The organism is Streptomyces sp. NPDC002868 (genome assembly GCF_055563295.1).
In genome coordinates, this window is record NZ_JBVHDR010000009.1 from 297960 (window position 1) to 311281 (window position 13322).

The 13322-nt window shown below is 69.6% G+C and carries 11 protein-coding genes; 10 read left to right on the forward strand and 1 reads right to left on the reverse strand.

What is annotated here, in order from left to right; all coding sequences use genetic code 11:
• The first annotated feature begins 11 nt into the window (after positions 1 to 11).
• The 9 genes from ACZ3H8_RS26675 to ACZ3H8_RS26715 all read left to right on the forward strand — a co-directional run bounded on the left by ACZ3H8_RS26675 (position 12) and on the right by ACZ3H8_RS26715 (position 11075).
• Positions 12 to 1238 carry an amidohydrolase family protein gene (locus tag ACZ3H8_RS26675; protein ID WP_467405981.1) on the forward strand — a complete coding sequence of 409 codons (1227 nt, stop codon included), beginning with the start codon at positions 12 to 14 and terminating at the stop codon, positions 1236 to 1238.
• A 64-nt stretch (positions 1239 to 1302) separates the two neighbouring features.
• Positions 1303 to 1716: a PaaI family thioesterase gene (locus ACZ3H8_RS26680; protein ID WP_467405983.1), complete on the forward strand. Its 414-nt coding sequence runs from the start codon at positions 1303 to 1305 to the stop codon at positions 1714 to 1716.
• A gap of 150 nt (positions 1717 to 1866) precedes the next feature.
• On the forward strand, positions 1867 to 2508 hold the full coding sequence (locus tag ACZ3H8_RS26685) for a pentapeptide repeat-containing protein (RefSeq protein ID WP_467405985.1): 642 nt from the start codon (positions 1867 to 1869) through the stop codon (positions 2506 to 2508).
• 164 nt (positions 2509 to 2672) lie between these two features.
• A complete protein-coding gene (locus ACZ3H8_RS26690) occupies positions 2673 to 3578 on the forward strand; it encodes an LLM class F420-dependent oxidoreductase (RefSeq protein ID WP_467406150.1) in 906 nt (301 codons plus the stop codon).
• Positions 3579 to 3588: 10 nt separating this feature from the next.
• A complete protein-coding gene (locus tag ACZ3H8_RS26695; protein WP_467405986.1) occupies positions 3589 to 4350 on the forward strand; it encodes an SDR family NAD(P)-dependent oxidoreductase in 762 nt (253 codons plus the stop codon).
• 103 nt (positions 4351 to 4453) lie between these two features.
• On the forward strand, positions 4454 to 5575 hold the full coding sequence (locus ACZ3H8_RS26700) for an LLM class flavin-dependent oxidoreductase (RefSeq protein WP_467405988.1): 1122 nt from the start codon (positions 4454 to 4456) through the stop codon (positions 5573 to 5575).
• A 523-nt stretch (positions 5576 to 6098) separates the two neighbouring features.
• Positions 6099 to 7838 carry an N-acyl-D-amino-acid deacylase family protein gene (locus ACZ3H8_RS26705; RefSeq protein WP_467405991.1) on the forward strand — a complete coding sequence of 580 codons (1740 nt, stop codon included), beginning with the start codon at positions 6099 to 6101 and terminating at the stop codon, positions 7836 to 7838.
• Positions 7835 to 9295 carry an aldehyde dehydrogenase family protein gene (locus ACZ3H8_RS26710; protein ID WP_467405992.1) on the forward strand — a complete coding sequence of 487 codons (1461 nt, stop codon included), beginning with the start codon at positions 7835 to 7837 and terminating at the stop codon, positions 9293 to 9295. Before ACZ3H8_RS26705 ends, ACZ3H8_RS26710 begins: the two co-directional genes overlap by 4 nt.
• Before the next feature lie 226 nt (positions 9296 to 9521).
• Entirely contained in the window at positions 9522 to 11075 is a 1554-nt protein-coding gene (locus ACZ3H8_RS26715) for an APC family permease (RefSeq protein WP_467405994.1), read from the forward strand.
• 158 nt (positions 11076 to 11233) lie between these two features.
• Here ACZ3H8_RS26715 and ACZ3H8_RS26720 read toward each other — a convergent pair whose 3' ends face one another.
• Positions 11234 to 12523 (reverse strand): hypothetical protein, encoded by a 1290-nt coding sequence (locus ACZ3H8_RS26720; protein ID WP_467405995.1) that lies wholly within the window; start codon positions 12521 to 12523, stop codon positions 11234 to 11236.
• Between the two features lie 261 nt (positions 12524 to 12784).
• Here ACZ3H8_RS26720 and ACZ3H8_RS26725 point away from each other — a divergent pair, with 261 nt between their 5' ends.
• A complete protein-coding gene (locus ACZ3H8_RS26725; protein ID WP_467405998.1) occupies positions 12785 to 13288 on the forward strand; it encodes a DUF1203 domain-containing protein in 504 nt (167 codons plus the stop codon).
• The last annotated feature ends 34 nt before the right edge of the window (positions 13289 to 13322 follow it).

Below are 13322 nucleotides of genomic sequence, written 5' to 3' on the forward strand. Positions count from 1 at the left end.
AGGAGATTCGCATGGAGACCTTCCCGGAGATCATCTCGGTGGACGACCACACGGTGGAGCCCCCCAACGTCTGGCGGGACCGGCTCCCGTCGAAGTACCAGGACACCGGCCCGCGGATCGTCCGGGCCCCGCTGAAGGAAATGACCTTCATGGGCGGCAAGTTCGCCCCCGTGATGGGCGCGCCGGGGGACGACGGGCCGATAGGCGACTGGTGGGTGTACGAGGATCTGCACCGGCCGCTGACCCGGCTGGACACCGCGGTCGGCTTCGACCGCGACGAGATCAAGCTCGAGGTCATCACGTACGAGCAGATGCGGGCGGGGTCGTACAGCGTCCCGGAGCGCCTGGCCGACATGGACGTCAACCACGTCCAGTCGGCCCTGTGCTTCCCGACGTTCCCGCGCTTCTGCGGCCAGACCTTCACCGAGGCGAAGAACCGCGAGCTGGGGCTGCTGGGGGTGCGCGCGTACAACGACTGGATGGTGGACGAGTGGTGCGGCCCGCAGGCGCACGGCCGCCTCATCCCGCTCACCCTCATCCCGCTGTGGGAGGCGGAGTTGGCGGCGGCGGAGGTCCGCCGCAACGCGGCGCGGGGCGTACGGGCGGTGGCCTTCTCGGAGATACCACCGCACCTCGGCCTCCCGTCCATCCACACGGACGAGTGGGACCCCTTCCTGCGGGCCTGCGACGAGACGGGCACGGTGATCGCGATGCACATCGGCTCGTCCTCGAAGATGCCCTCGACGTCGGCGGACGCCCCGCCGGCCGTCGGCTCGACGATCACCTTCGCCAACTGCTGCTTCTCGATGGTCGACTGGCTGATGAGCGGCAAGTTCGAGCGCTTCCCCGGCCTGAAGATCATGTACGCGGAGGGTCAGATCGGGTGGATCCCGTACATCCTGGAGCGCGCGGACGTGGTCTGGGAGGAGAACCGTGGCTGGGGCGGAGTGGCGGACAAGGTCCACCGGCCGCCGTCCGAGCTCTTCACGGAGCATGTGTACGGCTGCTTCTTCGACGACGCGTTCGGACTGAAGAACCTGGACGCGATCGGGGTGGGGAATGTGCTGTACGAGACGGACTACCCGCACTCGGACTCGACGTGGCCGAAGTCGAAGGAGGTCGGGGAGAGCCAGATGGGCCACCTGGCGGGGGATGTGGTGGAGCGGATCGTGCGGGGTAATGCGATCGAACTGCTGGGGCTGACGGACGAGGGCCTCTGGGCGGGGCCCGGGGCCTGACGCCTGGGCAACACCGAACCGCAGCGCGGTACCCGGAAGCGGATTTCCGGGGCACCATCAGGGCATGACGCTGACGCTCGCCGAAGCCGAGAAGATCCTCGCCGACAACTTCGCACCCTGGGTGCTCGATCTCGGGCTCGCCGTCGTCGAGACTGGCCGGCGCCACGCCGTGCTGCGGCTGCCCTGGTCCGAACGGCTCGCCCGCGAAGGCGGCGCGCTGTCCGGGCAGGCGCTCATGGCCGCCGCGGACACCGCCACCGTGATCGCCGTCGCGTCGGCTCGCGGTGCGTACGGGCCGATGACCACCGTCCAGCAGTCCACCACCTTCCAGCGCGCGATTCTCGGCGCCGACGTCCTGCTCGACGCCCGCATCACCAAGCTCGGGCGCCGCATGGCCTTCGCGGACGTCACGATGACGGCCGACGGCTCCGAGGACGTCGCCGCCCGTGCCTCCACCGTGTACGCCCTGCTCGGCTGAGGCTGCCGACGGGCGACGGGCGACGGGCGACGGGCGACGGGCGACGGGCGACGGGCGACGGGCGACGGGCGGCAGGCGACCGGCGACCGGCGACCGGCGACGGGCGACCGGCGAGCGCCGATGTCAGTGGCGGGGTGTTCAATCGGAGGCATGTCCAGCAGACGCGAGCGTGCCAATGCCGACCCCTTCTCGCACCGGCCCCCCGTCCCCGACGAAGGGCTCGTCATCAGGGGCGAGGACTGGTACGGACGGGATCTGTCCGGGCAGAGATTCACCCGCCACACCTTCTACGACACCGACTGGACCGAGGTCGTCAACGACGGCGGCATCTTCGACGAGTGCACCTTCTCGGGCGTACGGTTCAACGCCTCCCGGCACACCAACGCCGCCTTCACCAACTGCACTTTCAAGAGCTGCACCTTCTTCGACACCCGGTTCGAGCAGTGCAAGGCCGTCGGCAGCTTCTTCCAGCAGTCCACCTTCAACCTCTTCTCCGTCACCGGCGGTGACTGGTCCTTCGTCGGGCTGCCCGGTGCCGATCTGCGCAAGGCGGTCTTCGAAGGTGTGCGGATGCGGGAGGCCGACCTCACCGCCGCCCGGCTGGAAGGGGCGACCCTCGCGGGCGTGGATCTGTCCGGGGCCATGCTGCACGGCTCGAAGCTCACCGGTGCGGATCTGCGCGGCAGCGACTTGTCCGCCCTCGATCCTCTCACCGTCGAACTCGCGGGCGCGAAGATCGATCTGGAGCAGGCCGCCGTCATCGCCACCACGCTGGGGTTCGACGTGAGCTGAGACCGGTTGCCGCCCGTGCACTTGCGGCCCGCGCACCCCTTGTCTGATGGGCCGCCAGGTAAGACGATAGCCCCGCCCGACTAGTTGACGGAGCGTCAGGTCAAGGCGGAGGAGGCGGCACGGTGCACGTGCAGGTACTGCCCAAAGAACGGCTGTCGTACGGGATGCAGCTCCCCGTCCAGTCGCAGAGCACCATCTTCGCCGAGCCGTGGGAGGCCGACGCCGGCGCCGAGGACCTCGCCGAGATCGCCAGGGCCGCCGACCGCGCCGGATTCGCCTATCTCGCGAGCTGCGACCATGTCGCGATCCCGCGGCGGCTCGCCGGTGCCATGTCCACCGTCTGGTACGACCCCGTCGCCACCCTCTCCTTCCTCGCCGGGATCACCGAGCGCGTCCTGCTGCTCAGCCATGTCGCCGTCGTCGGGCTGCGGCACCCCCTTGTGACCGCCAAGCAGTACGCCACCCTGGACCATCTCTCCGGCGGGCGGCTGATCCTCGGGGTCGGGGCCGGGCATGTGGCGGAGGAGTTCGAGGCGCTGGGCGTCGACTTCGCCGCGCGCGGGGCCGTGCTCGACGAAACGATCGACGCGCTCAGGGCCGCGCTCGGCGAGGACGAGTACCCCGAGTTCGCCGGGGAGCGGTTCTCCTTCAGCGGGCTCGGGCAGCGCCCCAGGCCCGCCCAGCCGCGGATCCCCCTCTGGGTCGGCGGCTCCTCGCCCGCCGCCGTGCGCAGGGCCGCCGTACGGGGCGACGGCTGGCTGCCCCAGGGTGACCCGCGTACGGAACTCCCCGACCGGATCGCCAAGCTGAAGGCCCTGCGCCAAGAGGCAGGCATCACCGAACCCATCGAGATCGGGGCGATCACCGAGCCCCTGTATGTGGGGGAGTCGGACTGGGAGGTCGGACGCCGCACCCTGACCGGCAAGCCCGACGCCATCGCCGAGTCGCTGCGCGCGTACGCCGCGATGGGCGTGCACCAGATCCAGGTGCGGTTCCGCAGCCGGAGCCGTACCGAGCTCACCGACCAGATCGCGGCGTTCGGCGCCGACGTGGCTCCGCACCTGAACTGAGGAGAGTGGCATGGGAAAGCTCGACGGACGCGTCGTCCTGATCACGGGCGCCGCGCGCGGGCAGGGCGAGCAGGAGGCGCGGCTCTTCGCGGCGGAGGGCGCCAGGGTGGTGCTCGCCGATGTGCTGGACGACCAGGGCGAGGCCCTCGCCAAGGAGCTGGGCGAGGGCATTGCTGTGTACAGCCACCTCGACGTCGGCCAGGAAGGCGACTGGATCGCTGCCGTTGCCGCGGCGAAGGACGCGTTCGGGAAGATCGACGGGCTGGTCAACAACGCGGGCATTCTGCGCTTCAACGAGCTGGTGTCCACGCCGCTGGAGGAGTTCCAGCAGATCATCCAGGTCAATCAGGTCGGCTGCTTCCTCGGTATCCGCAATGTCGCGCCCGAGATCGAGGCGGCCGGCGGCGGGACGATCGTCAACACCGCCTCGTACACGGCCCTGACGGGCATGGCGGGTGTGGGCGCGTACGCCGCGACCAAGCACGCGATCCTCGGCCTGACCCGGGTCGCCGCGTTGGAACTGGCCACGAAGAAGATCCGTGTCAACGCGGTCTGCCCGGGCGCGGTGGACACCCCGATGAGCAATCCGGACGGCGTGGACCGGGAGGCCGTTGCCGAGCTCTACAGCAAGCTCGTGCCGCTCGGCCGCGTCGGGCTGCCGGAGGAGGTGGCCAAGCTGGCGCTCTTCCTGAGCAGCGAGGACTCCTCGTACATCACCGGCCAGCCGTTCGTTATCGACGGCGGCTGGCTGGCCGGAGTGAGTCTTTTCTGACTGAGCGTCAGGGACATCTATTGACGCCTCACCCGCGCGGTGGAACAGTCGAGCCCACCAGATCTGACGGTTCGTCAGAAACATAGGACGGCGGTGAACCACCTTGGAATTCGGGCTCTTTGTACAGGGATACGTCGGCAAGCGCGCCGAGACCGACCCGCTCGCAGAGCACAAGGCGCTGATGGAGGAGACCGAGTACGTCATCCAGGCGGACAAGTCCGGGTTCAAGTACGCCTGGGCCTCCGAGCACCACTTCCTGGAGGAGTACTCGCACCTCTCGGCGAGTGACGTGTTCCTCGGCTATCTCGCGCACGCGACGGACCGGATCCATCTGGGCTCGGGCATCTTCAACCCGTTGGCGCCCGTGAATCACCCCGTGAAGGTCGCGGAGAAGGTCGCCATGCTCGACCATCTCTCCGAAGGCCGCTTCGAGTTCGGTTCGGGCCGCGGCGCAGGAAGCCACGAGATCCTCGGCTTCCTGCCGGGCATCACCGACATGAACCACACCAAGGAACTCTGGGAAGAGACCATCGCGGAGTTCCCCAAGATGTGGCTCCAGGAGGAGTACGTCGGCTTCCAGGGCAAGCACTGGTCGCTGCCGCCGCGCAAGGTGCTGCCGAAGCCGTACGGAAAGTCCCACCCGGCGATGTGGTACGCGGCCGGATCGCCGCCGTCGTACGCCATGGCCGCGAAGAAGGGGCTGGGGGTACTGGGCTTCAGTGTGCAGAAGGTCTCCGACATGGAGTGGGTGCTGGAGCAGTACAAGACGGCGATCATCGAGGCGGAGCCGGTCGGGGACTTCGTCAACGACAACGTGATGGTGACGTCGACAGCGATCTGCGCGCCGACGCACGAGGAGGCGGTGCGCATAGCCGCGGGCGGCGGGCTGCACTACCTCCAGTCGCTGGTCTTCCGCTACCACGACACCTTCCCGCGGCCGGAGGGTTTCCCGGTGTGGCCGGAGACTCTGCCCGAGTTCAACGAGGAGATCATCGAGCTGCTCATCGCCGAGGAGCTGCTGATCTGCGGTGATCCGGACGAGGTGCTCACGCAGTGCAAGCGCTGGGAGCAGGCGGGGGCGGACCAGCTCTCGTTCGGGCTTCCGATCGGGATCTCGCGTGAGGACACGCTGCAGTCGATACGGCTGATCGGGGAGCATGTGATCCCGAAGATCGACACGGATCCGGTCCACCGGACGACGCGTTTCCGCCGGGCGGCGGGCTGAGGATGCCCCTGCGGGGGGCTTTCCCCTACCCGCCCCTTCCCGAACTGGGGCTCCGCCCCAGACCCCGCGCCTCAAACGCCGGCGGGGCTGAGTTCGGGGCTCTGTCCCGGGCCCTGCGCTTCAATCGCCGGCGGGGCTGAGTTCGGGGCTCTGCCCCGGGCCCTGCGCCTCAATCGCCGGCGGGGCTGGCTCCGCCCCAGACCCCGCGCCTCAATCGCCGGCGAGGCTGGATTTTCGCCCGGGCGGCCTTGAAGTTCCGCCGGTCGGCCTGAATCTTCAGGCCGACCGGCGCAAATCAAGCCCGTCCGGCCATTGAGGACAACGCCCGAAGGGCGTACCGGGGTCCGGGGCGGAGCCCCGGTTACGGGAAGGGGCGGGTAGGGGAAAACGCCCTCCACCCACAGAACGGCGGCGGCCTCCCGGACCGCCGTCCCGGCCCCGGCCGGAGCGCGTCCGCGGCAGCGGCCTGCCGCCCGCGCCCCGGCCGGAGCCATGAATCACCGACGCAGTGAAGGGACCCGTCATGCTCGACCACCTCATTCGCTCCGCGACCGTCGTGGACGGGACCGGCGCCCCCGCCTACGTCGCCGACGTCGGGATACGCGACGGCCGCATCGCCCTCATCGCCGCCCCCGGCACCGTCGCCGAGGAGGCCAGGACGACCGAGGACGCCTCCGGGCTCGTCCTCACCCCGGGCTTCGTCGACCCGCACACGCATTACGACGCGCAGCTGTTCTGGGACCCGTACGCCACGCCCTCCATGAACCACGGCGTGACCACCGTCGCCGGCGGCAACTGCGGCTTCACCCTCGCCCCGCTCAACCCCGACCGTCCCGAGGACGCCGACTACACGCGCCGCATGATGTCCAAGGTCGAGGGCATGTCGCTGGTCGCCCTGGAGGACGGCGCGCCCTGGAACTGGCACACCTTCGGTGAGTATCTGGACGCCCTGGAGGGCCGGATCGCCGTCAACGCGGGCTTCATGGTGGGCCATTGCGCCCTGCGGCGGCATGTCATGGGGCCCGACGCGGTCGGCGGGCAGCCCACGCCCGGGCAACTGGACGAGATGCTCAGGCTCTTCCACGACGCGATGGACGCGGGCGCGTGGGGGCTTTCCACCACACAGTCATCCACCCACTCCGACGGCGACGGAAAACCGGTCGCGTCCCGGCACGCCAAGCCGGATGAACTCCTCGCACTGTCCAGGGCCGTCGCCGAGCACGAGGGCACGCAGCTCGAAGCGATCGTCGCGGGCTGCCTGGACCAGTTCGCCGACGAGGAGATCGATCTTTTCGTCGAGATGACGGCGGCGGCCGGACGGCCGCTGAACTGGAACGTTCTCACCATCGACGCGTCCGTGCCCGAGCGCGTACCGCGCCAGCTGATGGCGAGCGGGCGCGCCCGCAGGGCCGGCGGCCGCATCGTCGCCCTGACCATGCCGATCCTCACCCCGATGAACATGTCGCTGGGGACCTTCTGCGCGCTCAATCTCATCCCCGGCTGGGGCGAGATCCTCTCCCTCCCCGTCCCCGAGCGGATCGAGAAGCTCCGCGACGCGGACGTACGGGCCGAGATGCTGCGCCGTGCCGACTCCAAGGAGGCCGGAGTCTTCCGCCGCCTCGCGAACTTCGGCCGCTACGTCATCGGCGACACGTACTCCAAGGAGAACGAGGGTCTCAGCGGGCGGGTGGTGAAGGACATCGCGGCCGAGCGCGGTCAGGACGCCTTCCAGTGCCTCGTCGACATCTGCGCCAACGATCAGCTGCGTACGGTCCTGTGGCCGATGCCCACCGACAACGACCCGGCGAGCTGGGAGTTGCGTCAGCAGACCTGGCAGCACGAGGACGTCATGCTCGGCGGTTCCGACGCGGGCGCGCACCTGGACCGGATGTGCGGTGCGCCGTACACCACGCGCTTCATCGGCGACTGTCTGCGCGGCCGCAAGCTCGTCGGCCTGGAGGAGGCGGTGAAGATGCTGACCGACGATCCGGCGCGCCTCTTCGGCCTGCGCGAACGCGGCCGCGTCCAGGAGGGCTTCCACGCCGACCTCGTCCTCTTCGACCCGCGGCGGATCGAGGCGGGCCCGGCGACCCTCGTACACGATCTGCCGGGCGACAGCCCGCGGCTGGACGCGAAGGCGATCGGGATCGTGTCGGTGCGGGTCAACGGCGTGGAGACGATACGGGACGACCAGGTCACCGGAGCCGTGCCGGGCACGGTCCTCAGGTCCGGCCGCGACACGAAGACGGTGAGTACCAAGTGAGGGACCCGCAGCGGCTGTTCATCGGTGGCGAGTGGGTCGAGCCCGTCGGCGGGCACTACGAAGTACTCAACCCGGCCACCGAGGAGGCCGTCGGCCTCGCGCCCGAGGCGAGCCGCGACCAGGTGTACGCGGCAGCGGACGCCGCCCGCGAGGCCTTCCGCACGTGGTCCCGTACCGCCCCCGAGGAGCGCGCCCGGATCCTCGACGCGGCCGCCGACGTCATCCAGCGCGAGGCCGAGCCGTACGCCCTCCTGGCCCGCGCCGAGTCCGGCGCGACCACAGCGACCGCGCGCGGTATGCAGGTCGCGGTGGGCGCGGCCCGCTTCCGGCGGTATGCGAAGGGCGCGCTGGAACCCGTGGAGCAGGGGCTGCCGCCGCAGATCAATGCCGCGGGCCCGATGGGCAGGGCGGGTGTGTTCGGGGCGCTCGCCGTACGCCGCCCGGTCGGCGTCGTCACCTGCATCACCTCGTACAACAACCCCTGGGCCAACCCGGCGGGCAAGGTCGCGCCCGCGCTCGCCATGGGCAACACGGTCGTCGTGAAGCCCGCTCCGCAGGACCCCCTCTCCGTCTACCGGATGGCCGAGGCCCTCGCGGAGGCGGGCGCGCCGCCCGGCGTCGTGAATGTCGTGACCGGCTCCGCGCCGGCCGTAGGCGAGGCCGCCGTCGACTCCCCGGAGGTCGACATGGTCAGTTTCACCGGCTCGACGGCGGTCGGACAGCGCATCGCGGAGGTCTGCGGCCGCGGGATGAAACGCCAGCTGATGGAGCTGGGCGGCAAGGGCGCGGCGCTGGTCTTCGACGACGCGGATGTGGATTCCGCGGTGATGGGCATCGGCACCACGTTCTCCTTCTACAGCGGCCAGATCTGTACGGCGCCGACGCGGGTGATCGCGCAGCGCGGCATCTACGACCTGCTGATCGAGAAGCTGTCGGGCTACCTCACCCATATGAAGGTGGGCGACCCGGCGGAGCAGGGCACGGTGGTCGGCCCGGTGATCTCCGCGGCCCACCGTGACCGGGTCGAGTCGTACATCGAACTGGGGAAGAAGGAGGGCGCGCGGCTGGTCGCGGGCGGCGAGCGCCCGGCGTCACTGGACCGGGGCTTCTATGTCGCGCCGACGCTCTTCGCCGACTGCACGAACGACATGCGGGTGGTCAGGGAGGAGATCTTCGGCCCGGTGGCGGTCGTGGTGCCCTTCGACGACGAGGAGGAGGGCGTCGCGCTGGCGAACGACAGCGACTACGGCCTGATCGACTACGTCTGGTCGGGGGATGTGGCCCGGGCGTTCCGGGTGGCGGGGGAATTGCGGGCGGGCGGGGTCGGCGTCAACACCATAGGCCGCAATATGGAGGCGCCGTTCGGCGGGTTCAAGAAGAGCGGAGTGGGGCGGGATGTGGGCTCGTACGCGCTGCATGCGTACAGCGAGCTGCAGTCGATCGTCTGGCCCGGCTGAAGCCTCGAGGAATCCGTACGGGAAATTTTGAAATCAGGCAAAACGGACAGTGCTGCGGTTTTCGCATCCCGGAAGGATCGGGCTGAGTCCTTCGAATGGGCGGCTGAGTGGGTCACGAGATCTTCCATTCATTGACCTTTTCCCGCCGGGTGCCTTGAAATTCAATGGATCGTAGGCGGACTCGCATCCTCCGGATGTGGAAACCGCAGCACCTACCGTCCTTCTCATGACTCAGGTGGAAGCACGGCCCCAGGCCGGAGACACGGTACGGGGCGTCCAGGAAGCGGGCGTCCCCGACAAGGGCCTCGGCGGCAATTCGGTAGGGCTCATGGGTGGCGCGGTCATCGGTGTGTCCACTGTTGCCCCCGTCTACTGCCTGACGGCCACCCTCGGCCCCACGGTGGGTGAGGTCGGCCTGCAGATGCCCGCGATCTTCCTCGCCGGGTTCCTGCCGATGCTGCTCGTGGCCTTCGCGTACCGCGAACTGAACAAGGCACTGCCCGACTGTGGCACCTCCTTCACCTGGTCGGTGAAGGCGTTCGGCCCGCGCATCGGCTGGATGTGCGGCTGGGGCCTGCTGGTGGCCACCGTCGTGGTGCTCTCCAACCTCGCCGGCGTCGCCACCTCCTTCTTCTATCTGTTCCTCGGTGAGGTAACCGGCAGCGAAGCGGTCGCCGCCCTGGACGGCAACAAGGCCGCCCACATCCTCACCACCCTCGTCTTCATCGCCATCGCCACCGCGATCAGCTACCGCGGCATCACCGCCACCAAGTGGGTCCAGTACGCCCTGGTCGGCCTGCAGCTCACGGTGCTCGCGATGTTCACCGTCATGGCGGTCACCAAGTCCGACGAGGTCGCGGGAGCACTGGACTTCTCCTGGTCCTGGATGAACCCCTTCGGCGTCGACTCCTTCGCCGCCTTCACCGCGGGCCTCTCCCTGTCGATCTTCATCTACTGGGGCTGGGACGCCTGCCTTTCGGTCAACGAGGAGAGCACCGGCAGCGCCAAGACCCCCGGCCGAGCCGCGCTCCTGGCCATCGTCGTGATCGTCGCCTCGTACCTGATGGTCGCCGTCGCCGCCCAGATGTACGCCGGTGTCGGCGAGAAAGGCACCGGCCTCGGCAACCCGGACACCGCGGACAATGTCTTCGCCGTCCTGGCCGAGCCGGTCATGGGCTCCGGTCTGGGCATCCTGCTCTTCCTCGCGGTCCTCGCCTCCGCCGCGGCGAGCCTGCAGACCACCTTCATCCCGGTGGCCCGCACCGCCCTCGCGATGAGCAGCTACCAGGCCATGCCGGCCTCCTTCGCCAAGGTCCACCCGCGCTTCAAGACGCCCGGCCGCGCCACCGTCGTGGCGGGCATCGCCACCGGCGTCTTCTACGCGGTGATGACCCTGCTCAGCGAGAACGTCCTCATCGACACCATCTACGCGCTGGGCCTGATGATCTGCTTCTACTACGCGATCACCGCCTTCGCCTGCGTCTGGTACTTCCGCGGTGAACTGCGCCGCTCGACGCGCGACCTGCTGGTCAAGGGTGTCTATCCGGGTGTCGGCGGGCTGATGCTCACCGCGGTCTTCGGCAAGACGCTGTACGACATGTGGGACCCGGCGTACGGCAGCGGCTCGGCGGTCTTCGGCGTCGGCTCGGTGTTCGTGATCGGGGTCGGGCTGCTGCTGCTCGGGGTCGTGCTGATGGTGGCGATGCAGCGCCGGAGCCCGGCGTTCTTCCGGGGCGAGGTGCTTACGCAGGAGACCCCGGCGCTGGTCGTCAACGACTAGCAGCGCGAAGGGCCTGCCAGGGCCCTGGGCCGGTTCGTTGTCCGCAGGGTGCCCGGCCCCCCGCCGGCTGACGTGCCTGAGGCAGCAGATCGGGAAGGGTCCGCACAGTGCGCTGTGCGGACCCTTCGATGCTGCGTACCGCACAGGCGAGTTGTGGACTACATCCAGGCGGTGTACGGGTACGTTTCCGCCACGGCGGACGACCGCGGTGCCAGCGGGCTCGTCGCGACGCCCGTGCCCCGGAACCACCACATCGCGCCGGCCTTGTCGCGCACGAGCAGCGCGCCCTTGCCGATGTCCGAGCCGTCGCCCGGCGCGATGATCGCGGTGTACGCGTTCCAGCCGGTGGCCACCTTGATGCGGGCGGCGTAGGGCTTCGCCGCGTTGCCGGTGCCCCGGTAGAGCCACAGCACGCCGGACGTGTCGCGGGCGTACAGGTCCGCGATGCCGTCCTTGGTGACGTCGACGCCGCCGGTCATCGCGTTGTAGACGTTCCAGCCCGAGCCGACCTTGGTGCGCGCCGCGAACGGCTTCGACTCGACACCCGTGCCCTTGTAGAGCCACAACACCCCGGCCTTGTCACGGCCGATGAGGTCCGCGTGACCGTCGCGCGTGACATCGCCGGTGCCGCGCACCGAGTTGTAGATGCTCCAGCCGGTGCCCACCCGCACGCGCGGCTTGAACACGGGGGCATATTTCGCGCCCGAGACCGGGTAGTACCACAGGAGACCCGAAGGCTCCCGGGCGACGACGCCACCGCCCCGGTTGACGATGCTGATCGGGGACAGCTTGGTCAGCGCGTCGAAGGCGTTCCAGCCCGAGCCGTGGTCCCGGCGCCAGCCCAGCTGGAGCGGCGGAACCTCCACCGGGTAGGTCTCGTGCGACCAGAGCCGGGCGGCCGTGTCCCGGCCGAAGACGCGGTACGACATCTCCACCGGGTCGTCGCTGAGCACCGAGAACTCGCTCTTCTCCTTGTACTTCACAGGGTCGCCCGTCGCCTGGAAGCTGGCGCGCGCCTCGATCGTCCACGCCTCCATGTCCGCGTCGGCTGCCACGGAGTACGTGAGGGTGGTCTCGCCCGGGGCGATGTCGCAGACCGCCAGGAGTTCCCCGTTCGGGTACGGCTCCTCGCGACACGAGGCGTTCGCGCCGGTGACCGGGCCTCTGTGCAGGTCGGAGGCCTCCGACTGGAGGTGCCACCAGCGGAAGCCCTCGGCCGGCTCCATGTGCAGCTCGACCCGGCCCTTCTCCGAGACGCTCACCTTGATGGTGTGGTTGACCGAGCCCCCGGCGGCGACGTCCGGCGTCTCGAGCTTGATCGTGGGCAGTTGCGGGTCCGCCGTCGGCGCGCCGTACGCGAATCCGCCGGTCGCCAGAAGCGCCGTGGCCGTAGTCGCGACGACGGCGAACCGCCGCCGGACGCGCCCGGAGTGTCGCTGCGTACGCATATGTCTCCTCTGCTCTTCCCCCCCGGCCCGGCGGCCGACCGCCGGGCCCATGCACAGAGGAGACATGCCGGTTGATCACATGGTTGTACGGATCAAGGCCGCGGCATGGGCAGTCGCTTGGCGCAGTCCTCGCTGCACCTGCCTACCGGCGCATGGCCGGCACATCGCACCGAACCCTCGACGCGCAGTCCGGCAGCGCCCGCTGAACACCATGTCCGTTTCCCGCCGGAAGAGCGACGCCTCGCGCGCCACGCTGATGGCATGACATCGACTCTCTGGACCGCCCGCCCCATCGAGCCCGCCGCTCTCAAGCAGCTCCGCGACACCGACGACGCGGGCCGGCCCTGCGTCCCGTACACCGACACCGAGGGCGGCGCACCCCTGCGCTGCTGTCTGCGGCCGAGCGGGATCGGGGAGCGGATCGCGCTCGTCTCGTATGCGCCGCTGCGGCGGTGGGCCGCCGAGACGTGGGCCAAGCCCGGGGCGTACGACGAGCAGGGGCCCGTCTTCATCCATGCCGAGGAGTGCGGGGGGACGGGGGAGCGGGACGGTTACCCCTTCGCCCGCCCCGGGGCCCTGCGGACGCTGCGGCGCTACGACGCAGAAGGCCACATCGCGGGCGGCCGCCTCCTGGAGATACCGGAGGCGGCCACCGAAGGGTTCGACGCGGCGTTCGCGGAAGCCTTTGCCGATCCCGAGGTGGTCCTCGTACATGTCAGGGCTGTGGAGTACGGCTGCTTCCACTTCGAGGTGCGCCGCCTTTGAGGGTGTTTCGTTCCGCAGGGTTTCCCGATACTCC